The sequence below is a fragment of the Pseudomonas sp. PMCC200344 genome, assembly GCF_030053095.1.
In the GTDB taxonomy this organism is placed as follows: domain Bacteria; phylum Pseudomonadota; class Gammaproteobacteria; order Pseudomonadales; family Pseudomonadaceae; genus Aquipseudomonas; species Aquipseudomonas svalbardensis.
Genome location: NZ_CP125618.1, coordinates 4,302,536 through 4,325,225, shown reverse-complemented (window position 1 = coordinate 4,325,225; position 22,690 = coordinate 4,302,536). Strand labels below are relative to the sequence as shown.

The 22,690-nt window shown below is 57.1% G+C and carries 20 protein-coding genes, 3 tRNA genes and 1 pseudogene; 16 read left to right on the top strand and 8 right to left on the bottom strand.

Annotated elements, in window-relative coordinates; genetic code table 11:
* Positions 1 to 11 precede the first annotated feature (11 nt).
* Positions 12 to 1,244, bottom strand: coding sequence for a serine/threonine transporter SstT (sstT, locus tag QFW87_RS19850; RefSeq protein ID WP_283180983.1), 1,233 nt, complete (start codon positions 1,242 to 1,244; stop codon positions 12 to 14).
* A 280-nt stretch (positions 1,245 to 1,524) separates the two neighbouring features.
* Between sstT and QFW87_RS19845 the strand changes: the two genes are divergently transcribed.
* Positions 1,525 to 2,679 (top strand): MFS transporter, encoded by a 1,155-nt coding sequence (locus QFW87_RS19845; protein WP_283180982.1) that lies wholly within the window; start codon positions 1,525 to 1,527, stop codon positions 2,677 to 2,679.
* A gap of 4 nt (positions 2,680 to 2,683) precedes the next feature.
* Here the strand turns inward: QFW87_RS19845 and nhaR are convergent, their stop codons facing one another.
* Entirely contained in the window at positions 2,684 to 3,583 is a 900-nt protein-coding gene (gene nhaR, locus QFW87_RS19840; protein ID WP_283188640.1) for a transcriptional activator NhaR, read from the bottom strand.
* A 135-nt stretch (positions 3,584 to 3,718) separates the two neighbouring features.
* Here nhaR and QFW87_RS19835 point away from each other — a divergent pair, with 135 nt between their 5' ends.
* Both QFW87_RS19835 and QFW87_RS19830 read left to right on the top strand, forming a co-directional pair.
* Positions 3,719 to 3,961 (top strand): hypothetical protein, encoded by a 243-nt coding sequence (locus QFW87_RS19835; RefSeq protein ID WP_283188639.1) that lies wholly within the window; start codon positions 3,719 to 3,721, stop codon positions 3,959 to 3,961.
* Between the two features lie 28 nt (positions 3,962 to 3,989).
* Entirely contained in the window at positions 3,990 to 4,739 is a 750-nt protein-coding gene (locus QFW87_RS19830) for a TerC family protein (RefSeq protein ID WP_283188638.1), read from the top strand.
* A 77-nt stretch (positions 4,740 to 4,816) separates the two neighbouring features.
* Here QFW87_RS19830 and QFW87_RS19825 read toward each other — a convergent pair whose 3' ends face one another.
* Positions 4,817 to 4,987 (bottom strand): hypothetical protein, encoded by a 171-nt coding sequence (locus QFW87_RS19825; protein ID WP_283180979.1) that lies wholly within the window; start codon positions 4,985 to 4,987, stop codon positions 4,817 to 4,819.
* Between the two features lie 167 nt (positions 4,988 to 5,154).
* On the opposite strand from QFW87_RS19825, the pseudogene QFW87_RS19820 reads away from it, so the two are divergent.
* The 3 genes and pseudogenes from QFW87_RS19820 to QFW87_RS19810 all read left to right on the top strand — a co-directional run bounded on the left by QFW87_RS19820 (position 5,155) and on the right by QFW87_RS19810 (position 6,418).
* A pseudogene (locus QFW87_RS19820) lies at positions 5,155 to 5,884 on the top strand (peptidase C39 family protein).
* 94 nt (positions 5,885 to 5,978) lie between these two features.
* Positions 5,979 to 6,185, top strand: coding sequence for a DUF6021 family protein (locus tag QFW87_RS19815; protein WP_283180977.1), 207 nt, complete (start codon positions 5,979 to 5,981; stop codon positions 6,183 to 6,185).
* Positions 6,186 to 6,202: 17 nt separating this feature from the next.
* Positions 6,203 to 6,418, top strand: coding sequence for a hypothetical protein (locus QFW87_RS19810; RefSeq protein ID WP_283180976.1), 216 nt, complete (start codon positions 6,203 to 6,205; stop codon positions 6,416 to 6,418).
* Positions 6,419 to 6,473: 55 nt separating this feature from the next.
* Here the strand turns inward: QFW87_RS19810 and pbpG are convergent, their stop codons facing one another.
* The 3 genes from pbpG to folD all read right to left on the bottom strand — a co-directional run bounded on the left by pbpG (position 6,474) and on the right by folD (position 9,449).
* Positions 6,474 to 7,412, bottom strand: a complete 939-nt coding sequence (gene pbpG, locus QFW87_RS19805) for a D-alanyl-D-alanine endopeptidase (protein ID WP_283180975.1) — start codon at positions 7,410 to 7,412, stop codon at positions 6,474 to 6,476.
* Positions 7,413 to 7,589: 177 nt separating this feature from the next.
* On the bottom strand, positions 7,590 to 8,390 hold the full coding sequence (gene mddA / locus QFW87_RS19800; RefSeq protein WP_283188637.1) for a methanethiol S-methyltransferase: 801 nt from the start codon (positions 8,388 to 8,390) through the stop codon (positions 7,590 to 7,592).
* Positions 8,391 to 8,594: 204 nt separating this feature from the next.
* On the bottom strand, positions 8,595 to 9,449 hold the full coding sequence (folD, locus tag QFW87_RS19795) for a bifunctional methylenetetrahydrofolate dehydrogenase/methenyltetrahydrofolate cyclohydrolase FolD (protein WP_008148421.1): 855 nt from the start codon (positions 9,447 to 9,449) through the stop codon (positions 8,595 to 8,597).
* Positions 9,450 to 9,728: 279 nt separating this feature from the next.
* On the opposite strand from folD, the gene QFW87_RS19790 reads away from it, so the two are divergent.
* From QFW87_RS19790 to QFW87_RS19745, 10 genes are all read left to right on the top strand, one after another.
* Positions 9,729 to 9,805: transfer RNA gene (locus QFW87_RS19790), tRNA-Arg, on the top strand.
* 40 nt (positions 9,806 to 9,845) lie between these two features.
* Positions 9,846 to 9,921 (top strand) — tRNA-His (locus tag QFW87_RS19785).
* Positions 9,922 to 9,975: 54 nt separating this feature from the next.
* Positions 9,976 to 10,060 (top strand) — tRNA-Leu (locus QFW87_RS19780).
* A gap of 422 nt (positions 10,061 to 10,482) precedes the next feature.
* Positions 10,483 to 11,793, top strand: coding sequence for a trigger factor (tig, locus tag QFW87_RS19775; RefSeq protein WP_283180973.1), 1,311 nt, complete (start codon positions 10,483 to 10,485; stop codon positions 11,791 to 11,793).
* A 93-nt stretch (positions 11,794 to 11,886) separates the two neighbouring features.
* Complete coding sequence (gene clpP, locus QFW87_RS19770) at positions 11,887 to 12,522, top strand: ATP-dependent Clp endopeptidase proteolytic subunit ClpP (protein WP_046047575.1); 636 nt, start codon at positions 11,887 to 11,889, stop codon at positions 12,520 to 12,522.
* Between the two features lie 112 nt (positions 12,523 to 12,634).
* Complete coding sequence (gene clpX / locus QFW87_RS19765) at positions 12,635 to 13,918, top strand: ATP-dependent Clp protease ATP-binding subunit ClpX (protein ID WP_150749057.1); 1,284 nt, start codon at positions 12,635 to 12,637, stop codon at positions 13,916 to 13,918.
* 161 nt (positions 13,919 to 14,079) lie between these two features.
* Positions 14,080 to 16,476 (top strand): endopeptidase La, encoded by a 2,397-nt coding sequence (lon, locus tag QFW87_RS19760; protein ID WP_027926069.1) that lies wholly within the window; start codon positions 14,080 to 14,082, stop codon positions 16,474 to 16,476.
* Between the two features lie 147 nt (positions 16,477 to 16,623).
* Complete coding sequence (locus tag QFW87_RS19755; RefSeq protein WP_002552737.1) at positions 16,624 to 16,896, top strand: HU family DNA-binding protein; 273 nt, start codon at positions 16,624 to 16,626, stop codon at positions 16,894 to 16,896.
* A gap of 233 nt (positions 16,897 to 17,129) precedes the next feature.
* Positions 17,130 to 19,001 carry a SurA N-terminal domain-containing protein gene (locus tag QFW87_RS19750; protein ID WP_283180972.1) on the top strand — a complete coding sequence of 624 codons (1,872 nt, stop codon included), beginning with the start codon at positions 17,130 to 17,132 and terminating at the stop codon, positions 18,999 to 19,001.
* A 229-nt stretch (positions 19,002 to 19,230) separates the two neighbouring features.
* Complete coding sequence (locus tag QFW87_RS19745) at positions 19,231 to 20,058, top strand: DUF2242 domain-containing protein (RefSeq protein WP_283188636.1); 828 nt, start codon at positions 19,231 to 19,233, stop codon at positions 20,056 to 20,058.
* A gap of 352 nt (positions 20,059 to 20,410) precedes the next feature.
* Here QFW87_RS19745 and QFW87_RS19740 read toward each other — a convergent pair whose 3' ends face one another.
* Together QFW87_RS19740 and QFW87_RS19735 are read right to left on the bottom strand one after the other, a co-directional pair.
* Complete coding sequence (locus tag QFW87_RS19740; protein ID WP_283180970.1) at positions 20,411 to 21,451, bottom strand: AraC family transcriptional regulator; 1,041 nt, start codon at positions 21,449 to 21,451, stop codon at positions 20,411 to 20,413.
* A gap of 3 nt (positions 21,452 to 21,454) precedes the next feature.
* A complete protein-coding gene (locus tag QFW87_RS19735) occupies positions 21,455 to 22,585 on the bottom strand; it encodes a carbon-nitrogen hydrolase family protein (protein WP_283180969.1) in 1,131 nt (376 codons plus the stop codon).
* Between the last annotated feature and the right edge of the window lie 105 nt (positions 22,586 to 22,690).

The window sequence follows — 22,690 nt, the reverse complement described above, 5'->3', positions numbered from 1 at the left end:
ATGCGCCGGATTTAAGCCAGGCGTTGTGCTTTCTCGTCTTCGCCCAGGCACGCCGCCGCGGTGAACAGCACGTCGGTGGAGGAGTTCAGCGCGGTCTCCGCCGAGTCCTGCAGCACACCGATGATGAACCCGACCGCCACCACCTGCATGGCGATTTCACTGGGGATGCCAAACAGGCTGCACGCCAGTGGAATCAGCAGCAACGAACCGCCCGCCACACCCGAAGCGCCACAGGCACAGATCGCCGCGACGACGCTCAGCAGGATGGCGGTCGGAATGTCCACGGCGATGCCCAGCGTATGCACGGCGGCCAGGGTCAGCACGGTAATGGTGATCGCCGCGCCCGCCATGTTGATGGTCGCGCCGAGCGGAATCGAAACCGAGTAGGTGTCTTCGTGCAGGCCCAGGCGCTTGCTCAATTCCAGGTTGACCGGAATGTTCGCCGCCGAGCTGCGGGTGAAAAAAGCAGTGATGCCGCTTTCGCGCAAGCACATGATCACCAGCGGATACGGGTTGCGCCGCAGCTTCCAGAACACGATGACCGGGTTCATCACCAGCGCTACAAACAGCATGCAGCCCAACAACACCGCCAGCAGATGCACATAGCCGATCAAGGCACCGAAACCGGAGGTGGCGAGGGTCGAAGCCACCAGGCCGAAGATGCCCAGCGGCGCGAAACGAATCACCAAACGTACGATCAGGGTCACGCCGTTAGACAAGTCGCCGAGCACCTCGCGAGTGGTGTCACCGGCATGGCGAATGGCAACGCCCATACCAATCGCCCACGCCAGAATGCCGATGAAATTGGCATTCATCAGCGCGCTGACCGGGTTGTCGACCACGCTCAACAGCAGACTTTGCAGCACTTCACTGATCCCGCCCGGCGCGGTGACCGCAACGTCTTGAGTTGCCAATACCAGGCTCGAGGGGAACAACGTACTGGCGACAACGGCCACCACCGCCGCCGCAAACGTTCCCAGCAGATACAGAAACAGAATCGGCCGGATGTGGGTTTCCTGGCCGTGCTTATGGTTGGCAATCGAGGCCATGACCAGCACGAACACCAGAATCGGCGCGACAGCTTTAAGCGCCGATACGAAGACTTTGCCGATGAACGCGGTGGACTTCGCCACCTCCGGCGCGAACAGGGCCAGGGCAATCCCGGCGATCAGGCCAATGATGATTTGTGTGACCAGGCTTAAGCGTTTCAGGCGTAACCATAGCGAAGGGGATGAAGCGGTCATAAAACGGCATCTCTGATTTTTTTAGGTGCGGGGTATCGCGACATCAATGCCAATCAATGGCCGATGAATAGGGTGTACGTATCGCAGGGCGCGGACTTTATCACAGCGAGGTCTTCATCCTTCAGACCTGTGACGATCTGCCGCCCGAAGGGGCAACGAGATCGGCAGGTTCGTGCAACCCTGATCGGAAACACTCTGTTAAGATTCGCCATCCTCATTTTCAAGTCATGCCAGTGGGCCTTCGGGCTATCGCTGGTGTCGTCGTTTTCTGGAGTTCTGCATGCTGTTGCCCATCCTTCTGTTGTCTGCCGCCGGTTTCACGGTGCTGACCACGGAATTCATCATCGTCGGCCTGTTGCCGGCGATCGCTCGAGACCTTGAAGTCACCATCCCGCAAGCGGGTTTGCTGGTGACCTTGTTCGCCTTCACGGTCGCCGCATTCGGGCCGTTCCTGACCGCCTATTTCGCAAGGTTCGAGCGCCGCAAATTGTTCATCTCGGTGCTGATCATGTTCGGCCTGGCCAACACCCTTGCGGCGTTTGCCCCGAACATCGGGGTGATGGCCATTGCCCGGTTGATTCCGGCGCTGGGCTTGCCAGTGTTCTGGGCGCTGGCCAGTGAAACCGCGGTGGACATTGTCGGCCCGGACTACGCCGGTCGCGCCATCGCCAAGATCGGATTCGGGATTGTCTGCGCCACCGTGTTCGGCATTCCGGTGGGCACACTGATCTCCGATGCGTTCGGCTGGCGCAGTGCCTTCGGCATTCTGGCGGTGATCGCGTTTGCCAAGGCGTTGCTGCTGTTTATCTACCTGCCGAAAACCAATCTGCATCAGCATCAGGTCAGCTTTCGCTCGCAGTTCATGATCTTGCGCAGCCCGCTGATGCTGGGCCATGTGCTGCTGTCGATCCTGGTGTTTAGCGGCATGTTTACCGCTTACACCTATCTGGCGGACATTCTTGAGCGACTGGCCGGTTTCAGCGGCACGGTCGTCGGCTGGTGCCTGATGGGCTTCGGCGCGGTCGGGTTGATCGGCAACTCACTGGGCGGCCGCGCGGTGGATCGTCATCCGTTGATCGCCTCGATGATGTTCTGCGCGTTCATGATCGCCGGCCTGGTGGCGTTGGTGCCGAACATTCATTCGCCGCTGGGTCTGGCAGCGGCAATGGCGATTTGGGGCGTGACTCAGGCGGCGTTGTTCCTGGTCAGCCATGTGCGATTGATGAAGGCTGCACCCGAAGCGCCGGCGTTCGCGGCATCGCTGAACATTGCCGGGGCTAACCTCGGAATCGGCCTGGGCGCCATGATCGGCGGTAGGGTCATCGACGGTGTAGGCCTGCAAGGTCTTGGTTTTGCGGCGGCCGCTTTTATCCTCGCCTCGATCCTCTTGGCCATCGCGCTGATGACCTTCAAGCCCCGCGAAGTCTGCGCCTGACACCTCACATCTCGGTGAACAGTTCGCGTCGGGCACCTTCGGTAATGGCGACAATGCCGGGGTGCTTGACCTTGCGTTCCACCGAAATGGCGTAGAACGACTCGGTCACCGCGTCGGTCTGGCCAATCAATTCCACGCCGTATTGGCGTATTACCTCATCGGCAATCACGCTCGGGCCGATGAAGATCCCGCTGCCGGATTGGCCGAAAGCCTGCATCAAGGCGCTGTCGTCGAACTCGCCGACGATGCGCGGCTGGATCTGCTGCTCGGCAAACCAGCGCTGCAAGCGACTGCGCACCACGGTCTCCGGCCCTGGAATCAGCAGCGGTGCGCCGTGCAGGCTGCGGGGGAAATCCTGACCGTATTGCGCCGCCAGTTCAGCAGTGGCGAAGAAGCTGATCCCACATTCTCCGAGTTTCTGGCTGTAGCCCTTGATGTCGAGGTGCGAAGGCATCGGGCTGTCGGAAATCACCAGGTCGAGCCGCTGGATCGCCAGGTCGGCGAGCAGGCGTTCGAGTTTGTCTTCACGACAGGTGATGCGCAGCGGCTCGCTCAATTCCATGGTCGGCGCAATCAGACGATAGACGATGGATTTGGGCACCACATCTGCCACGCCAACCCGAAACAGAATCTGCTGTTCATTGGGCTGTGCTCGCAGCATCAGCTCCAGTTCGCCGCCCAGCTGAAACATTTGCTCGGCGTAGGGCAGGGTCTGACGCCCGGCTTCGGTGAGTTCCAGCTGCCGGCCGACCCGGCGAAACAGCTCGATGCCATAGGTGTGTTCGAGCAGGGAAATCTGCCCGCTGATGGTCTGTGGCGTCAGGTTCAGCTGCTCGCAGGCGCGCACGATGCTGCCGGTTTTGGCCACTACCCAGAAGTAATGCAATTGCCGATAATTGAGCATGTCGATCTACAGTTCGTAAAAACCGAAGTATAACCGCTAAAAATACGAATTTTCCTGAAGTGTTTGCCTCCCTAGAATGCCTCGCTATCAACGGGCCATCGTTTCGGTCCGGTTTGTTCTATCGAGGAAAGCATCATGAAGCTTAAAACCACGGCACTGCTGATTACGTCTTTACTGGTATTGGCCGGTTGCGACCAGGCCGAGAAAAGCGCTCAGCAACTGATGGGCAAGGCTGCCGAAACCGCCAAGCAGGCGATCGATGACACCCACAAAGCCGCCGAGCAAGCAATCAGCGACGCCACCGGCGGCCTGATCAGCAAGAAAGAATCATCAAACGAAGATAAAGACAAAACCGAATCTTCGTCCCAGGAAATCTAAACCGTTTAAAACGAGTCAGGACTGACCCATGGAATACCTTTTAGAACTTGCTGCAAGCCCCACCGCCTGGGTCGCCCTGGCCACGTTGATCGTCATGGAAATCGTGCTCGGCATCGATAACCTGATCTTCATTTCGATCCTGACCAATAAACTGCCCGAGCAGCACCGGCAGAAGGCGCGGCGCATCGGTATCGGCATGGCGCTGATCCTGCGACTGGCGCTGTTGAGTACCATCGCGTTCATCGTCCAGTTGACTGAGCCTGTGATCGACATTCTCGGCCATGCGTTCTCCTGGAAAGACATGATCCTGATCGCCGGTGGCTTGTTCCTGTTGTGGAAGGCGACCACCGAGATCCATCACAGCATGGACCCGGCACCGGATGATCCGAAGTCGGCTACTTCGGCCGTGACCCTGGGCTTCGCTGCCGCTATCGGTCAGATCCTGCTGCTGGACATGGTGTTCTCCATCGACAGCATCATTACCGCTGTCGGCATGACCGAGCATTTGCCGATCATGATCATCGCGGTGGTGGTGTCGGTACTGGTGATGTTGCTGGCGGCTGATCCTCTGGCCAAGTTCATCAACGACAACCCAACGGTGGTGATGTTGGCGCTGGGCTTCCTGATCATGATCGGCATGACGCTGATCGCCGAAGGTTTCGGCGCCCATGTACCGAAAGGCTACGTCTACGCGGCCATGGCGTTCTCGGCGACGATCGAGGGTTTGAACATGATGTCGCGGCGGTCAAAGCAAAAGCGTGTAGCTACTGAAGCTTAACGGGCGATAAACGAAACGGCCGCCTGCGCTCGAAAGAGGGCAGGCGGCCGTTTTTTTGCTGTTAAAAAAAGTGCCAGTCAGTGCGCGCTGGCGTGGTGTGCAGTGGTTTCATCCGTTTTCACCACCGGCGCCGATTGAGCAGGGTGGTGATGGTGCCGACGGGTAATGCGCAGGACCCCCCATAACATGGCGGCGGCAACGGCCAGCCAGCCAGAAATCAACATCACAATGGTCATTGTCAGGCTCATCAGTGCCTCCTCTTCGCCCTGCTGCGGGCACACACTCTTTGCAGATGACAGTCTAGTCGCTGCTGTGTTTCAGGCTATTGACCAAAGGTCGGCTGTGACCAATCAGTTCGCTCTATCGAATGCCATCATCTGCCGGTTAAGGCTATACCGCTGCCGCGCGGCGTCCTATGATCGACGGCCAAGCCGGGAGCGCGAATGCCTGGCGTCTAAATCAAGAGAGTGATGATGGTGCGGGTATTTTCTCGAATTCGATCGTTAGTGCTGGTCGTTGGCTGCGTAGCAGGTCTGGCTGGCTGCGCGGGGAGTGTGGCACCTGAAATCAAGCGCCTGCCGGAGCGAGTCGAGCTCAGTGGCACGTTCTACCGTGGCGTAGCGAATCAGAGTGGGCCGCAAGTGCTGGCCAGCATGTTGTCCCAGCAAGGCATTGTGATTACGCCAGGTTTGCTCGAAAAACCGTTGCATTTGCCGGGTGCCGAAGCCCAGTTGCAACAGAACATGCAGAACCTCGCTCGCGAGTACGGCATGGTCGTCTATCCCCTCGACAGCAATCTGCCTGCACTGTTGATCCAGGTGGCGGCCGGTTACCCGGTAATGGTGCGTTTCACGGAAGGCTCGGCGTTCTGGGCTGAACCGCGTTACGCCATTCTTGCCGGGTACAATCGTCAGAAGCAGACAGTGCTGCTGCGCTCGGGCATGAATCGTCGAGAGTTGATGGGCTTCGGTTCGTTTGAATCGGCGCTCAAGGATGCCGGTGGCTGGGCCGTGCTGATTCAGAAGCCGAATCAGCTGCCGGCCAATGTCGATCAACAGCGATGGCTCAAGGCTGCGAGCGATCTTGCCCAGGCAGGTCAGGAGCAAGCGGCAGCCAGGGCGAAGAAAGCGCTGAGCGCGCAATAAGTCCGTTCGTCATCTGTCGGGCACCCCTGCACTTTGTCGACCTCTAACGAAGTAGGGCCTGGATTTCTCCGGGCCAGACTCAAAGGAGGTGCCCATGGCACATTCCACTACCCCCGTCGGCCCGCACTCGTCTGAGCATTCTTCGGGTGATGAGTTGGGCTTCGATCCCGATTCGCCGGACCTCGCCGATCCTCAGGTCGACCCCATCGGACCTGCCAAGGCGCCCAGGGATGTGAAGCCGGGCGACAATTCCAAGGCTCCCGCGAAGCCTTACGATCCACTCGCCGATCTAAAACCCTGAGCCTGAGTGAGGTGCGTATGTCTACCGATTCGAGTTTCAACGACAAACGTCCGGACAGCGTTCCAACTACCCCCGAAAAAGACATCGACCCCGTGATGGATCCGAACGATCCGTTAAGGGATCCCTTGGCGCGTCCGATGGTAGTGCCAACGGAACATCCTCACGGCACGAGAGATCCGAGTGCCGGGGACGGCATTCCAAATGACGACCAGATGCCGTTGCCCAATGATTAACGCTGGACGAAAAAAAGCCCCGAATAGTCGGGGCTTTCCTTTACCTGTCATTTACTTATTTCGACGCTTCAACCACGCCGCTCTGACGATGCTTGAGGTTCTTGTCGGATTTGTACTGCAAGGCTACAGATGGCACGTTCGTGCCCTTGCCGGTTTCCACCCAGCTGCGAATGCGACTGGCATCGGCAAAGTGCGTGTACTTGCCGAAAGCATCAAGAATCACCAGCGCAACCTGGCGATTACCCATGCTGGTGACCAGCACCAGGCAGTGACCGGCCTCATTGGTGAATCCGGTTTTCGTCAGTTTGATGTCCCAGTTCGGCTTTCTGACCAGATGGTCGGTATTACGGAAACCCAGGCTGTAGTTGGGTTTGCGGAACGAGACGGTTTTTTCCTTGGTCGTGCTCAGCTCAGTCAAAAGTGGATACTTGTGCGCGGCGATCAACAGTTTGCTCAGGTCGCGGGCGGTGGACACGTTGCGAGGGGAGAGACCGGTCGGCTCGACGAAGTGGGTGCTGGTCATGCCCAGTGCCTTGGCTTTGGCATTCATCGCTGCAATGAACGCGACATAGCCGCCACGGTAGTGATGGGCAAGGCTTGCGGCAGCCCGGTTTTCCGAGGACATCAGGGCAATCAGCAGCATTTCCCGGCGCGGCAATTCGCTTTTGAGTTTGACTCGGGAAAACACGCCTTTCATTTCCGGCGTGTCACTGATGTTGATGGAAAGGTATTCGTCCATGTTCTGATTGGCTTCGACGACGATCAGGCCAGCCATCAGTTTGCTGACGGAAGCGATCGGCATTACCACGTCAGGGTTGCTGGCATAGATGACTTTGTTGGTCTGCATATCCAGCAGCAATGCGCTGCCGGACGCGATCTTGAGTTGTGAGGTGTCGCGGGGCGCCGAGATCGTTTCGGCGGCGTTGGCCATTGGCGTGATGAACGTCCCTGTAAATGCAAAAAATAGGCTCAGGATGGAAAGACGGATTTTCACGCTGGCAGACTCGTTAGGTGTGGATAAGCCGTTCTGTAACGGGTTGTTTCTTTAAAACCGACGCATTTTAGAAGTATGAGCCACGAAAGCGCTAGGCGCCCGTATGGCGAGAGCATTATATGAAAAAAAATTTAATGTTTTAGATGCCTGCCCTTGGTGAGCAGGCGCAGGATTGACTTACTTTTGATCGTTGCGCCGTGGGTCGGGTTTGCGTTTGGGCAGAGGCACCAGCATTGCGACGTTTTGCTGATAGCGTCGGTATTGCTCCCCAAACAGATCCACCAGATCTTTCTCTTCAAAATGCACCCCAATCAGGATGTAGAGAGTGTTGAGCAGCGCAAACAGTAGATGTCCGGCTGTCATGTCGGGTGTCGCCCAGAACACCATCACAAACCCCAAGTACATCGGGTGGCGAACCAGCTTGTAGAGTAAAGGGGTTTTAAAGGCGGAGTTCTCGGGTCTGGCGGGGTAAAAGGCGTTGAGTGCCTGCTTTATGCCGAACAGTTCGAAATGGCTGATCAGGAACGTCGCGAGCACGACCAGGCCCAGGCCCAGCCAGAATAAAGCCATGATTAATCCGTGGCCCCATACAGACGTTACGCGCCAGATGGACGTTTCCATGGGTTGCCATAGCCAGAACAGTAGCGCCAGCGGCAGGCACGTCGACAATACGTAGGTCGCGCGCTCGATGGGGGGTGGGACGAGCCGGGTCCACCAGCGCTTGAAGCGTTTTCGCGCCATGCCGCTGTGCTGTACGGCAAACAGCGTAATCAGCAGGGTGTCGACGAGGGCAGCCACGGGCCAGTCGAGGCTGGAGCCGGAGTTAATGTCTTTGGGCACTCCGATGCCTGAGAGAAAACCCGTCAGGTAAAGCGCGGTGAGCAGAAAACACAGGTAACAGAAGAGGCTGTAAATCAGGCCAGCGAGTTTTCCAGTGAAAACGAAAAAGCGATGTTGAGTCAGGCCGGGGGGGGTCATAAATGATGCCTTTTCAGCGTCGCGCGTACTTCCCGATTCGCGTCTACGGTTTATGGGGTGTTTCGATAATCAGTCTAGGACGACTTAAGGTTTTCGCCGTTGCCCTGTCTGGCAGTCCTCCAGGGGTTTTACTTGTTCCATGGCTGAAAACAAGAAACCCCACCAGCGGCGGGGTTATTTGTGTGTTTGGCGTAACCGGTGGAATCAGCTGTGCAGTGTTTCGGCTGCGTACAGCGTGTTTTCCAGCAGGCAAGCACGGGTCATCGGGCCAACACCACCCGGCACTGGAGTGATCCAGCCGGCGCGGGGCAGGGCGGTGTCGTAGATCACGTCACCGACCAGTTTGCCGTCTTCCTGGCGGTTGATGCCGACGTCGATCACGATCGCGCCTTCCTTGATCCACTCACCCTTTACCAGCCCCGGCTTGCCGGCGGCGACCACCACCAGATCGGCGCGACCGACGTGGCCTGCCAGATCCTTGGTGAAGCGGTGGGTGACGGTCACGGTGCAGCCGGCCAGCAGTAATTCCATCGCCATCGGGCGGCCAACAATGTTGGAGGCCCCGACAACCACTGCGTCCATCCCGTAGAGATCGACACCGGTGCTTTCCAGCAACGTCATGATGCCTTTAGGGGTGCACGGACGCAGCAGCGGAATACGCTGGGCGAGGCGGCCGACGTTATAAGGGTGGAAACCGTCGACATCCTTGTCTGGACGAATGCGTTCCAGCAATTTGGAGGCGTCCAGGTGTTCAGGTAAAGGAAGCTGAAGCAGAACGCCATCAATCGCCGGGTCGTCGTTCAGGCGATCGATCAGATCGGTCAGCGCTTCTTGAGTGGTTTCGGAAGGCAGGTCGTAGGCTTGGGAAATGAAGCCGACCTCTTCACAGTCTTTACGCTTGTGCGAGACATAAACCTGAGAGGCGGGATCGCTGCCGACCAGGATCACCGCGAGACCGGGCGTGCGCAGACCTTGCTGGCGACGCTCGTTGACGCGTTTGGCGATCTGCTGGCGCAGGCTGGCGGCGATCGATTTGCCGTCGATTAGTTGTGCAGTCATTGCGCGTGATTAACCATCGAGAGGGGAAAAAAAGAGAACGCATTCTCGCATGTCATGAGGTGAGGGCAAAGGCGCTTGGTCTGCAAATTCCCCTAACCCCTTTAATTAAATGAATTTTTTTTAAAAAAGAGTTGACGACCTTCAGGGTCACCTATAACATTCGTCGCACTTGTCGGGCACAGCCTAGCACTGGTTAAGAAGGTCGAGCAGAGTTGATGTTTAATTCGGCGAGACTGAAAGCACTTAGTTTGTAATCGTCCAAGAATACAGATTAACAAGGCGCCCGTAGCTCAGCTGGATAGAGCATCCGCCTTCTAAGCGGATGGTCGCAGGTTCGAGTCCTGCCGGGTGCGCCATTAGGCAGCTTTGGCACAAGTAACGCAACATGGCAATATGGTGGGCGTAGCTCAGTTGGTAGAGCACGGGATTGTGACTCCCGTTGTCGAGGGTTCGATCCCCTTCGTCCACCCCATATTTAGAAAGGCGCCAGATTAACAGTCTGGCGCCTTTGCTTTAAAAGCTTGATGCGGATGTGGTGGAATTGGTAGACACACTGGATTTAGGTTCCAGCGCCGCAAGGTGTGAGAGTTCGAGTCTCTCCGTCCGCACCATTACAAGTAGCTATTTAATAGCAGAAAACGGCGCAGCACCTGAAAAGGGCTGCGCCGTTTTTGTTTTAGAAGTCTGAATTTTCAAAGCGGCCGCAGGTTCTGGGTCGAGAGGGTGGCTCGGATCGTCGGATTTATGTTTCTCGATGATGCTGGCTCGCCCGTTGGTCCCCTCGTGGGGTCGACTGTCAGGGATGGATTGCCGATGACTTCTATATATAGAAGGATTGGTGCAGAGCCCTGGCATGATTGGCTGTATTTGCTAACAGGGCGAGGCACAACCGTTTGTCCCCGCCTATAAATTGCCTGCTGCTTTTTTACCCGTTTTCAGTAGGGTGACTTCTTGAGTTTGACCCACTAGAATGCATGCCCTTGATTCTGGGGTCGGAAACGGCCGGCTAACGTCTGTGCAACGAGGAATATCCATGCAAGTTTCTGTTGAAAATACTTCTGCTCTTGAGCGCCGCATGAGCATCACCGTGCCGGCTGAGCGTATTGAGAGCCAGGTCAACAAGCGTCTGCAGCAGACTGCCCAAAAGGCCAAGATTGCTGGCTTCCGTCCAGGCAAAGTGCCAATGAGTGAAATCAAGCGCCGTTTTGGTGCTGATGCACGTCAGGAAGCGGTTGGCGACGTGATCCAGTCTTCTTTCTACGAAGCTGTTGTTGAGCAAAAGCTGAACCCGGCTGGCGCTCCTTCGATCGAGCCGAAATCGCTGGAAGCCGGCAAAGACCTGGAATACGTCGCGATTTTCGAAGTGTTCCCTGAGTTCACCGTTGCCGGTTTCGAAGGTATCGCGGTTGAGCGCCTGAGCGCTGACGTGGCTGATGCCGATCTGGACAAAATGCTGGAAGTGCTGCGCAAGCAGAACACCCGTTTCGAAGTGGCCGATCGCGCTGCTCAAAACGAAGACCAACTGAACATCGATTTCGTTGGCAAGGTCGACGGTGAAGTGTTCGCTGGCGGTTCCGCCAAAGGTACTCAGCTGGTTCTGGGTTCCGGCCGCATGATTCCTGGTTTTGAAGATGGTCTGGTTGGCGCTAAAGCCGGCGAAGAGCGCGTTCTGAACCTGACCTTCCCAGAGGACTATCAAAACCTCGACCTGGCAGGCAAAACCGCTGAGTTCACCGTGACCGTGAACACTGTTTCCGAGCCAAAACTGCCAGAACTGACCGAAGAATTCTTCGCTCAATTCGGCATCAAGGAAACGGGTCTGGAAGGCTTCCGCACCGAAGTTCGCAAGAACATGGAGCGTGAACTGCGTCAGGCGATCAAATCCAAGGTCAAGAATCAGGTAATGGACGGTCTGCTGGCCACCAACCCGATCGAAGTGCCTAAGGCTCTGCTGTCCAACGAAGTTGACCGTCTGCGCGTGCAGGCTGTTCAGCAGTTCGGTGGCAACATCAAGCCTGAGCAACTGCCGGCCGAGCTGTTCGAAGAGCAAGCCAAGCGCCGCGTTGTGCTGGGTCTGATCGTGGCTGAAGTGGTCAAGCAATTCGACCTCAAGCCTGACGAAGCCCGCGTTCGTGAAATGATTCAGGAAATGGCTTCGGCTTACCAGGAGCCTGAGCAGGTTGTGTCTTGGTACTACAAGAACGACCAGCAACTGAACGAAGTCCGTTCGGTTGTGCTGGAAGAACAAGTTGTGGATACTGTTCTGCAGAAAGCTAGCGTGACCGACAAATCGGTCTCTTACGAAGAAGCAGTCAAGCCGGTAGAAGCTCCACAAGCCGACTGATCGTTTTTGCGGTAAGAAGTACACACCATAAGCCAGCCTTCGTGCTGGCTTATGCGTATTCAAGACATAACTATTTGGGAGTGACTGCAGAGCATGTTCCGTAATTCGTATATTCAGCAGAACTCTGATATCCAGGCCGCAGGCGGCCTGGTCCCGATGGTTGTCGAGCAGTCTGCTCGTGGCGAGCGCGCCTATGACATCTACTCGCGCCTTCTCAAGGAGCGAGTGATCTTTCTGGTTGGTCCGGTAGAGGACTACATGGCCAACCTGATCTGTGCGCAACTGCTGTTCCTTGAAGCGGAAAACCCGGACAAGGACATCCATCTCTATATCAACTCCCCGGGCGGTTCGGTGACGGCGGGCATGTCGATCTATGACACCATGCAGTTCATCAAGCCAAACGTGTCGACCACCTGTATCGGTCAAGCGTGCAGCATGGGTGCGTTTCTATTGACGGCCGGTGCCCCTGGCAAGCGTTACTGCCTGCCGAACTCGCGTGTGATGATTCACCAGCCTCTGGGCGGCTTCCAGGGCCAGGCTTCGGATATCGAAATCCATGCCAAGGAAATCCTCTTCATTCGTGAGCGTCTCAACACGCTGATGGCCAAGCATAGCGGGCACACTCTTGAAGAAATCGAGCGCGATACCAACCGCGATAATTTCATGAGTGCAGAAGCAGCGCGTGAATACGGGTTGATCGATGAAGTGATCAGCCAGCGCCCCGCTTAAAATAAGCAGCTCAAAATAGGGTTGGTCGGCGCGTCCGATCACTAGCGGGCTTGAAAAAGCCCGCAATAGCCTTCATCTTGTGTTGCAAGCCTATCGGATTTGGATCGAACGAATGACTGACACCCGCAACGGCGAGGACAACGGCAAGCTGCTCTATTGCTCCTTCTGTGGCAAAAGCCAGCATGAAGTGCGCAAATTGATTGCCGGCCCCTCGGTCTTTATCTGCGACGAGTGCGTCGACCTGTGCAATGACATCATCCGTGAGGAGGTGCAGGAAGCCCAGGCCGAAAGCAGCGCGCATAAATTGCCTTCGCCTAAAGAAATCAGCGGCATCCTTGATCAGTACGTGATTGGTCAGGAGCGTGCGAAAAAGGTTCTGGCCGTAGCGGTGTACAACCACTACAAGCGCCTGAACCAGCGTGACAAAAAGAATGACGATGTCGAACTCGGCAAGAGCAACATCTTGCTGATCGGCCCGACAGGCTCGGGTAAAACCCTGCTTGCCGAAACACTGGCCCGCTTGCTGAACGTTCCGTTCACCATCGCCGACGCAACCACCCTCACCGAGGCAGGTTACGTGGGTGAAGATGTCGAAAACATCATTCAGAAGCTGCTGCAGAAGTGCGATTACGACGTAGAAAAGGCCCAAATGGGCATTGTCTATATCGATGAGATCGACAAGATCTCGCGCAAATCTGACAACCCGTCGATCACCCGGGACGTTTCCGGTGAAGGCGTGCAGCAGGCCCTGCTCAAGTTGATCGAAGGCACGGTCGCTTCCGTTCCGCCTCAAGGTGGTCGCAAGCATCCGCAGCAGGAATTCCTTCAGGTCGACACCCGTAACATCCTGTTCATCTGCGGTGGTGCGTTCTCCGGTCTGGAAAAGGTTATTCAAAACCGTTCCACCAAGGGCGGCATCGGTTTCAATGCGGAAGTGCGCAGCAAGGAAGAAGGCAAGAAAGTCGGTGAGTCCCTGCGTGAAGTCGAGCCTGACGATCTGGTCAAGTTCGGTCTGATCCCGGAATTCGTCGGCCGTCTGCCGGTACTTGCCACGCTGGACGAGCTTGATGAGGCTGCGCTGATGCAGATTCTCACCGAGCCGAAAAATGCGCTGACCAAACAGTATGCCAAGCTGTTCGAGATGGAAGGTGTAGACCTGGAATTCCGGGCCGATGCTCTGAAATCGGTTGCCAAACGTGCCCTGGAACGCAAAACCGGTGCCCGTGGGCTGCGTTCGATTCTCGAAGGTGTATTGCTCGACACTATGTATGAAATCCCCTCGCAGTCCGAGGTGAGTAAAGTAGTGATCGATGAAAGCGTTATAGAAGGCAAGTCCAAGCCACTGTATATCTACGAAAACAGTGAGCCGGCTGCCAAGGCAGTGCCAGACGCCTAAGCGTCACGCTGCTGGAATAAAGAAGGGGCCTTCGGGCCCCTTTGCTTTTTGCGCGTTTTAACACCTTCTTTAAGCTTGTTTTTTTTGAAGGTAGCCCCCATCTTGGTTTCAAGCTCACTTCCATCTGTTTACGGCCTTATGGCCGCCGTAGAGGCGAAATCATGAAGACAACCATCGAATTGCCTCTCCTGCCATTGCGTGATGTTGTGGTTTATCCGCACATGGTTATCCCGCTGTTCGTGGGGCGCGAGAAATCCATCGAAGCCCTCGAGGCAGCGATGACGGGCGACAAGCAGATCCTTCTGCTGGCTCAGAGAAACCCTGCTGACGACGATCCCGGTGAAGATGCACTTTATCGCGTAGGTACCATTGCTACCGTTCTACAGCTGCTCAAGCTGCCGGACGGTACGGTCAAGGTTTTGGTCGAAGGTGAGCAGCGGGGCGCCGTTGAGCGTTTCAGCGAAGTGGACGGCCACTGCCGTGCCGAAGTCTCATTGATCGACGAAGTCGACGCGCCAGAGCGCGAGTCGGAAGTGTTCGTACGCAGCCTGCTGGCTCAGTTCGAACAATATGTGCAGTTGGGCAAGAAAGTCCCGGCTGAAGTCCTGTCGTCGCTCAACAGCATCGACGAACCAGGCCGCCTGGTCGACACCATGGCCGCACACATGGCCCTGAAGATCGAGCAGAAGCAGGAAATCCTCGAAATCATTGATTTGTCGGCCCGGGTCGAGCACGTTCTGGCGTTGCTGGATGCCGAGATCGACCTGCTGCAAGTCGAAAAACGCATTCGCGGTCGCGTCAAAAAACAAATGGAGCGCAGCCAGCGCGAGTACTACCTGAATGAGCAGATGAAGGCCATTCAGAAAGAGCTCGGCGACAGCGACGAAGGCCACAACGAAATCGAAGAGCTGAAAAAACGCATCGATGCCGCCGGTCTGCCGAAAGACGCCTTGGCCAAAGCCCAGGGCGAACTGAACAAGTTAAAACAAATGTCGCCAATGTCTGCGGAAGCGACCGTGGTGCGCTCGTATATTGACTGGCTGGTTCAGGTGCCGTGGAAGGCGCAGAGCAAAGTGCGTCTGGATCTGGCGCGCGCTGAAGACATTCTCGATGCAGACCACTATGGTCTGGAAGAAGTCAAAGAACGGATCCTCGAATATCTCGCCGTGCAAAAACGCGTGAAGAAAATTCGTGGTCCGGTGTTGTGCTTGGTCGGTCCTCCTGGGGTGGGTAAAACCTCTCTGGCGGAGTCGATTGCTCACGCCACCAACCGCAAATTCGTGCGCATGGCCCTCGGTGGTGTGCGTGATGAAGCGGAAATTCGTGGTCATCGCCGTACTTATATCGGTTCGATGCCGGGAAGATTGATTCAAAAGATGACGAAAGTGGGTGTCCGCAACCCGCTGTTCCTGCTCGATGAAATCGACAAAATGGGCAGCGACATGCGTGGCGATCCGGCGTCGGCGTTGCTTGAAGTGCTCGACCCTGAGCAGAACCACAACTTCAACGATCACTATCTGGAAGTCGACTACGACCTGTCCGATGTGATGTTCCTTTGCACCTCGAACTCCATGAACATTCCACCAGCCCTGCTGGACCGGATGGAAGTGATTCGTCTGCCGGGTTACACCGAAGACGAAAAGATCAACATCGCCGTCAAATACCTTTCACCAAAGCAGATTACTGCCAACGGTTTGAAAAAAGGCGAGCTGGAATTCGACGCCGAAGCGATCCGTGACATCATCCGCTACTACACTCGCGAAGCCGGTGTGCGTGGGCTGGAGCGCCAGATTGCCAAGGTTTGCCGCAAGGCGGTCAAAGAGCATGCAATGGAAAAACGCTTCTCGGTGAAGGTCACTGCCGAGATGCTGGAACACTTCCTGGGCGTGCGCAAATTCCGTTACGGTCTGGCTGAATCGCAGGATCAGATCGGTCAGGTCACCGGGCTGGCGTGGACTCAGGTGGGTGGCGAATTGCTGACTATCGAAGCCGCAGTCGTGCCGGGTAAAGGCCAGTTGATCAAAACCGGTTCTTTGGGTGATGTCATGGTCGAATCGATCACTGCGGCCCTGACCGTTGTTCGCAGTCGCGCGAAGAGCCTGGGGATTCCCTTGGACTTCCACGAGAAGCGCGACACGCATATCCATATGCCGGAAGGGGCGACCCCGAAGGACGGCCCTAGCGCCGGGGTGGGCATGTGCACGGCGCTGGTGTCGGCATTGACCGGGATCCCTGTGCGTGCGGATGTTGCGATGACTGGCGAAATTACGCTGCGTGGTCAGGTGCTGGCGATTGGCGGTTTGAAAGAAAAACTGCTCGCTGCTCACCGCGGCGGAATCAAGACCGTGATCATTCCTGAAGAGAACGTACGCGATCTGAAAGAAATTCCTGACAATATCAAGCAAGATCTTCAGATTAAACCGGTTAAATGGATTGACGAGGTCCTGCAAATTGCGCTGCAATACGCGCCGGAGCCCTTGCCAGATGTAGCTCCAGAGATAGTTGCAAAGGATGAAAAACGCGAGTCTGACTCTAAGGAAAGAATTAGCACGCATTAGTACGCATTTGCCTGGGTGGCTTGTTGACAGCTTTTTAGAGCCCTTGTTATAAAGCGGCTCTTAAGTGTCTGTAGGCCATTCAGCACTCGTTTTTGCTTTCACCAAAAAACTTAGAATCATACTCAAATAGATATAAGGGGACTTAGAGTGAACAAGTCGGAACTGATTGATGCTATCGCTGCATCCGCTGATATCCCGAAAGCTGCTGCTGGCCGTGCGCTGGACGCTGTAATCGAATCCGTCACTGGCGCTCTCAAGGCTGGCGACTCTGTTGTTCTGGTTGGTTTCGGTACTTTCTCCGTCACCGATCGTCCAGCTCGCATTGGTCGTAACCCACAGACCGGTAAGACGCTGGAAATTGCAGCCGCTAAAAAACCAGGTTTCAAAGCCGGTAAAGCGCTGAAAGAAGCTGTTAACTAAGTTCGATTCAGGTTTTTGCCTATCCGGGTCGGGGTCATGCCTGACCTGGCAGCGGAGCGGTAGTCCAGTCGGCGAGTCGCCGATCCGAGACGCCGAGGCTCGCAAGTTCGAGTCATCGGTCCGCTCCGCCAGTTACGAGAAGGCGCATCCTCGGATGCGCCTTTCTTCTATCCGGATTCTACCCACGCTCCACGGTTGCCTAATTTTGAAGTTCAACCGTTTCTGGGGGACGCATGCTGCAGAATATCAGGGACAATTCACAAGGCTGGATTGCCAAGACCATTATCGGGATCATCGTTGTACTGATGGCTTTCACCGGTATCGAGGCCATTTTCCAGGCGACGACCAACAGCCAGGACGCGGCCAAGGTCAATGGTGAAGAAATCAGTCAAAACGAGCTGAGCCAGGCGGTTGATATGCAACGCCGTCAGCTCATGCAACAGCTTGGCAAGGATTTCGATGCTTCCTTGCTCGATGAAAAAATGCTGCGCGAATCGGCCCTCAAAGGCCTGATCGACCGCAAGTTGCTGCTGCAAGGCGCAGAAAATTCGAAGTTCGCTTTTTCCGAAGCTGCTTTGGACCAGGTGATCCTTCAAACACCTGAATTCCAGGTTGATGGCAAGTTCAGCCCAGAGCGTTTCGACCAGGTTATTCGCCAGCTCGGCTACAGCCGCATGCAATTCCGCCAGATGCTGGCTCAGGAAATGCTGATCGGTCAGCTGCGCGCTGGTCTGGCAGGTAGCGGTTTCGTCACCGACGCACAGGTTCTGGCATTCGCCCGTCTGGAAAAACAGACCCGCGATTTCGCTTCGCTGAACGTCAAGGCTGACCCGGCGGCTGTGAAGCTGGCCGACGATGAAGTCAAAGCCTACTACGACGAACACGCCAAGGAATTCATGACGCCGGATCAGGTGGTCATTGATTACCTGGAGTTGAAGAAGGCTTCCTTCTTTGATCAGGTCAGCGTCAAGGACGAGGACCTGCAAGCGGCGTATCAGAAAGAAACCGCGAACCTGTCTGAACAACGCCGGGCCGCGCACATTCTGATCGAAGTGAACGACAAGGTGACCGAAGCGCAAGCCAAGGCCAGGATCGAAGAGGTCCAGGCACGCCTGGCAAAAGGCGAGAAGTTCGAGGCTCTGGCCAAGGAATTCTCCCAGGACCCGGGTTCGGCCAACAACGGCGGCGACCTCGGATACGCAGGTCCTGGTGTCTACGATCCAGCCTTCGAAACAGCGCTGTATGCGTTGGCCAAGGATCAGGTCTCGGCACCGGTCCGCACCGACTTCGGTTTTCACCTGATCAAGCTGTTGGGTGTCGAAGCGCCTGAAGTGCCGACGCTCGCCAGCCTGAAAGACAAGCTGACCCGTGAACTGAAAACCCAGCAGGTCGAGCAGCGTTTCGTCGAGGCGACCAAGCAACTGGAAGACTCGTCGTTCGAAGCCTCCGATCTGGCTCAGCCGGCGCAGGACCTGAAGCTCACTGTTCATACGTCCAAACCGTTCGGCCGTGAAGGTGGCGAAGGTGTTGCGGCCAACCGTGCCGTGGTCACTGCTGCGTTCAGCCCTGAAGTGCTGGATGAGGGTGCCAACAGTACCGCCATCGAGCTCGATCCGGAAACCGTGATCGTGCTGCGCGCCAAGGAACACCTGAAGCCTGCGCAACTACCGCTGGAAAGCGTGGCTGCCAGCATTCGCGTGCAATTGGCCAAGGAGCACGCCAGTGCTGCCGCCAAGACCAAGGCTGAAGAGCTGATTGTCAGCCTGCGCGATGGCAAGACTGCGCTGGACAAGGCGATCGACGGTCAGAGCTGGAAAGTGACCCAGGCAGCTACTCGTGGCCAGGAAGGGGTTGACCCAACCGTGCTGCAGGCGCTGTTCCGCATGCCCAAGCCTGTCGCCAAGGACAAGCCGACCTTCAGCAGCGTGACCCTGGCCGATGGTAGCCTGGTGATTGTGCGTCTGAACAGCGTGAACGAAGCGGCTGCGCCGACCGAAGAAGAGAAGGCTCAATACCGTCGCTTCCTCGCCTCGCGTATCGGCCAGCAAGACTTTGCTGCTTACCGCAAGCTGCTTGAAAGCGAGGCTGAGATCAAGCGCTTCTGATGCCTGACTGAGCTTGTCGCGACACAAAGACCCCAGCCGAAAGGCTGGGGTTTTTTATGGGCGAAACAAATGCAGGGCGGGTTACCCGTCGGCTGAGTATTTACCGTGCGACTTTTTCCTGTAAATGACAGTCAGTACACTTGTAACTGTTTTAAGACACTAATCGATACTCCGCTAAGCATCGATCTGTTGCACAATACGCCCCGGACCGTTTTCCTCAGGATGTTCAATGTTTAAATCATTTCCCATGCGTGTTGCCGGGCTGGCATTGGTGCTGGCCGCCGCTGCCGGCTGCTCGTCGAAGAAAGCCCCTATCTATGAGCATGAGAATTTCGATGACTCCGGAACGTTTTCGCGCAGCTACCCGGTGACGGATGCGCAGACGTGCGAAGCCGCCCGTCGGGCGTTGCTCAGCCAAGGCTACATCATCACCAGCTCCGACCCGAAACTGGTCAGCGGACACAAAAGCTTCCAGCAGACCGGCGAGAGCCACTTGGAGATCAGCTTCAGTGTGGTCTGTGCCGATGATGGCAGTGAGGGGCTCCACGCGACCATGTTCGCCAACGCCCTGCAGGACCGTTATGCGCTGAAGAAGACCAACAACTCCGCCAGCGTTGGTGTAGGCGTGCTGGGTTCTGTGTCGATGCCGATCGGCTCGTCCGACGACTCGATGGTCAAGGTTGCCAGCGAAACCGTATCGTCGCCCAAGTTCTACGAGCGTTTCTTCACCCTGGTCGAGTTGTTCCTGCCGCCGGAAGCGAAAAAGGCCGCGCACATCAAGGAGAAGCCGAAACCTGATCTCGGCGTGCCTGAAGCCAAGGCCGCACCGGCTCCGTTGGCGCCGACCCCGGCACCTGCGGCAGAACCTGCGCCGGCGCCTGCCGAAGCTGCTCCAGCAGCCTCTGAGCCGGTTGCACCGCCGCCTGAAGCCGCTCCGATTGCTCCGGCCGAGAACGGCGAGCCGGCATCGACCACGGAAACGGTCACTCCGCCGCCCCAATCAAGCCTGCCTCCACCCACCGAGCCTATTTCGGCCATTCCTGTATCAGGACAGTAATCGTACTCTGACGCTGCGGGATCAGGTCAGACGACACCGATCCCGCAGCGGCGCTTTTAAATTGATCCGCGTCAACCCAGCCCGTTGTCCTACGGCCTGTATCGAAAAAATCCTGTGATAAATTCCTGACGGCCTGCTACGTTTTATTAAGTAGCTGCTGAGCGGCGTGCCTGCGTCATTTTTCTTTCACGTGGGCACTTTATGCTCGGAGCGCTGGTCATTTATTCAGGCGTTTTTTTCAACGAGCTGTGGGGGATTCAAAATGGACGATTATCAAGAAGAGCTGCTCGAGTATCAGGCGTTTGAACTGGACCCGCTGGAACCGGCCGAAGACGCTACCGAGCTGTAAGCGTCAAGCGGATTGGCGATGACTGCGGCGAAACTCGCCGGGAGTCTGGCCGCTCCAGCGTTTGAAGGCCCGTTGAAAGGCTTCGGCTGAGGCAAAGCCCAGCAGATAGGCGATTTCTCCGAACGCCAGTTCGGTATCGCGGATGTAGGTCATGGCCAGGTCGCGACGCGTGTCATTGAGGATCGCGCGAAACTGCGTGCCTTCCTCGGCGAGTTTGCGCCGCAAGGTCCAGGTCGGCAGCTTCAGGCGTGCCGCCACTTCTTCCAGGTCGGGTTCCCGGCCACCATTGAGCAATGGCCCCAGTAACTGAGTGATGCGTTCACGCAGGCTGCGGGTGCGTGTCAGCTGCTCCAGTTCCCGCTCACACAGTTGCAGCAAGTGTCGCCAGGTGCTCGGGCAGTGTTCCGGGTTGCGCTGGGCGAGGCTGGCAAGGCTCAAGCGCAGTTGATTGTGCTCGCAGCCAAACTGGATCGGGCAGTCGCCCAGCACTTCATAAGCCGTGCGGTAATTTGGCTCTTCGAACTCGATCTCGATGCGTTCGGCCCGCAACCGGGCAGGGCTTATGCTGGACAATTGCTGCAACCAGCCCGCGATGATCGAATCCACCACGAAGCGGTTGTAGGCGTTGTAAGGGCTGATGGAGTAAAACCGCAGCCAGGCGCCTTGTGCGTCTTCGTGAAAGCTCGATTGACCGCGATAGTTGGAGCCATACAAGGCTTCGAAGCGAATCAGGCACCGCGCGGCTTCTCGCACCGTTGGCGCCTGAGCGGCGGTGACCCCGGCCAGGCCGACCTGGCTCAGGCGACTGAGCTGACCCATGCGCAAGCCAAGTGCCGGGTTGTCGGTCAGTTGAATGGCGCTGTGGCCCAGGCGCATGTAGCGCGGGATCGAGAGCCGGGCGCTCGCTTCGCTCAGGCGAGCCGCGTCGAGGCCGTATTGTTCGAGCAGTGGCTGAGGGTCTACACCGTGGCTGCGCACGGCGTCGGCCAGGCTATGAACAAAGCCCACCGACAGATCGCCGAGGCGCATCGGCAACGGTTTCATGGGTTACAACCAGAGGTTCAGCAAACGCGCGCCACGTGCATTGCCGTCGGCGAACTGCTGCCCATTGCTGCTGAGAAAACTTTGACCGGCGCTGCCCTGATCCCAGAACTGACCGCGCAGGAACACGCTCATGCCGGCGATTGCCTGGCTGCTGGGCGGTTGAGCGGTAAGTGTCAGACGATGCCAGGCCTGGCCTTCGCTGAGCTCGCCGGCCTTGAGACTGACCGAGCCAGGCGTCGACAGCCCCTTGTAACCGCGCCACGGTTTGTCCCAGGTGCCGCGCCCGACCACAAACGCCGGGACTGCGACGAACTGCGCACCCTGGTCGTCGAGCTTGCGGTAATTGTCCGGGTACCAGCTGTCGCTGCCGATCAGCACGCCCAGGCGTCCGGCCGGGGTGTCGACGACGTTGAGCGTATGCTCGCCATTGGCGGCGATGACATCATGTTCAGCGAAAATCGGGTGCATCTGGCGCTGGGGTTGGCCGATCGGCAGGCCATCGCGACCGAACACCACGCTGCTGTTGTACAACGCGCCGCGGCCGATTTTCAGGGTGCCGTCGATGACGCTGGGGTCGGGTAGCACGATGGAGCCCGCCACCAACGTCACGTGGAATTCTTTCGCCAGACCACCAAACAGCGCCTGGTAGTCCTTGGCCATGCCTTTGGCCTTCATGCGCAGGTGCGCATCGTCCAGACGTTTTTCGCCCTTGGCGCTGATCAGTGCGCGGACGAACTTCAGTGGGTTACTGACCGCCAGCCAGTTCATGGCTTCCTTGAGCGTGGTCGCCTGGTACAGCTCATCTTTCTCGCCGCTGACCATCAACCAGGTGCCGACATGTTCGGGCAGGACGACGATGGTTTTTTCGTTCAGCAGGCCCTGGTCCTGCGCCTTCTGCAAATAGGCCGCCAGCTTGCGGTGCAAGCGCTCGGGGCTTTGATAGTCGGTGGGAAACAGCTCGGGCTGGATGCCCAGCAAATTGCCGCGATCAGCGGGTGTGCCTTGGTCGACCGCGAGGTTGATGCGCAGGTCCGACAGGTAATGACCCACCGGACGGTCCGCGGCCCACATGGCGTAGGTCGTAAGGGCGGCAATCAATGCCATGGAGAAGGTCAAATACAGAAGTTTGCGCATGGGGAAACAGTCGACGGCCGTGTGCAGGATTCGCGACTAGGGTAGGGCGCACGCCGTCACTTGCCAAGGGGCGCTGCACATTTGGATCAATAAGTTGTCAGTTAC

What these genes read in the sequence shown, in the direction of transcription:
- folD (WP_008148421.1), bottom strand. Translation starts at nt 9,449, where the DNA reads ATGACTGCACAACTAATCGACGGCAAATCGATCGCCGCCAGCCTGCGC.
- clpP (WP_046047575.1), top strand. Translation starts at nt 11,887, where the DNA reads ATGTTCCGTAATTCGTATATTCAGCAGAACTCTGATATCCAGGCCGCA.
- QFW87_RS19835 (WP_283188639.1), top strand. Translation starts at nt 3,719, where the DNA reads ATGAAGCTTAAAACCACGGCACTGCTGATTACGTCTTTACTGGTATTG.
- QFW87_RS19745 (WP_283188636.1), top strand. Translation starts at nt 19,231, where the DNA reads ATGTTTAAATCATTTCCCATGCGTGTTGCCGGGCTGGCATTGGTGCTG.
- QFW87_RS19740 (WP_283180970.1), bottom strand. Translation starts at nt 21,451, where the DNA reads ATGAAACCGTTGCCGATGCGCCTCGGCGATCTGTCGGTGGGCTTTGTT.
- sstT (WP_283180983.1), bottom strand. Translation starts at nt 1,244, where the DNA reads ATGACCGCTTCATCCCCTTCGCTATGGTTACGCCTGAAACGCTTAAGC.
- QFW87_RS19825 (WP_283180979.1), bottom strand. Translation starts at nt 4,987, where the DNA reads ATGAGCCTGACAATGACCATTGTGATGTTGATTTCTGGCTGGCTGGCC.
- QFW87_RS19750 (WP_283180972.1), top strand. Translation starts at nt 17,130, where the DNA reads ATGCTGCAGAATATCAGGGACAATTCACAAGGCTGGATTGCCAAGACC.
- nhaR (WP_283188640.1), bottom strand. Translation starts at nt 3,583, where the DNA reads ATGCTCAATTATCGGCAATTGCATTACTTCTGGGTAGTGGCCAAAACC.
- QFW87_RS19845 (WP_283180982.1), top strand. Translation starts at nt 1,525, where the DNA reads ATGCTGTTGCCCATCCTTCTGTTGTCTGCCGCCGGTTTCACGGTGCTG.
- tig (WP_283180973.1), top strand. Translation starts at nt 10,483, where the DNA reads ATGCAAGTTTCTGTTGAAAATACTTCTGCTCTTGAGCGCCGCATGAGC.
- QFW87_RS19735 (WP_283180969.1), bottom strand. Translation starts at nt 22,585, where the DNA reads ATGCGCAAACTTCTGTATTTGACCTTCTCCATGGCATTGATTGCCGCC.
- mddA (WP_283188637.1), bottom strand. Translation starts at nt 8,390, where the DNA reads ATGACCCCCCCCGGCCTGACTCAACATCGCTTTTTCGTTTTCACTGGA.
- clpX (WP_150749057.1), top strand. Translation starts at nt 12,635, where the DNA reads ATGACTGACACCCGCAACGGCGAGGACAACGGCAAGCTGCTCTATTGC.
- lon (WP_027926069.1), top strand. Translation starts at nt 14,080, where the DNA reads ATGAAGACAACCATCGAATTGCCTCTCCTGCCATTGCGTGATGTTGTG.
- QFW87_RS19830 (WP_283188638.1), top strand. Translation starts at nt 3,990, where the DNA reads ATGGAATACCTTTTAGAACTTGCTGCAAGCCCCACCGCCTGGGTCGCC.
- QFW87_RS19810 (WP_283180976.1), top strand. Translation starts at nt 6,203, where the DNA reads ATGTCTACCGATTCGAGTTTCAACGACAAACGTCCGGACAGCGTTCCA.
- QFW87_RS19815 (WP_283180977.1), top strand. Translation starts at nt 5,979, where the DNA reads ATGGCACATTCCACTACCCCCGTCGGCCCGCACTCGTCTGAGCATTCT.